The sequence below is a fragment of the Pseudomonas sp. HY13-MNA-CIBAN-0226 genome, from assembly GCF_040310305.1.
Lineage (GTDB): Bacteria > Pseudomonadota > Gammaproteobacteria > Pseudomonadales > Pseudomonadaceae > Aquipseudomonas > Aquipseudomonas gregormendelii.
Map to the genome: position 1 here is coordinate 1 of NZ_JBEOPS010000565.1, position 241 is coordinate 241.

Sequence of the window (241 nt, forward strand, 5' to 3'; positions counted from 1 at the left end):
ACCCATGATACCGGCGCCGAGTACGGCAGCCTGTTTCACGTCCTTGGCAATTTCGTCGTAGGCCTTGGGCTTTTTCTTCAGTTCCTGATCGTTCAGGAACAGGCCGATCAGGCTTTGCGCAGCCGAGGTTTTCGCCAGTTTGACGAAGCCTGCCGCTTCCACTTCCAGGGCTTTGTCGCGACCGAAGCTCGCGGCCTTCTGGATGGTCTTGATCGCTTCAACCGGCGCCGGGTCGTTCGGG

The 241-nt window shown here is 59.3% G+C and carries 1 pseudogene; it reads right to left on the reverse strand.

Features of this window, described 5'->3' with window-relative positions:
• Positions 1-241, reverse strand: a pseudogene (fadB, locus tag AAEZ05_RS29935) (fatty acid oxidation complex subunit alpha FadB); the annotation flags it as partial.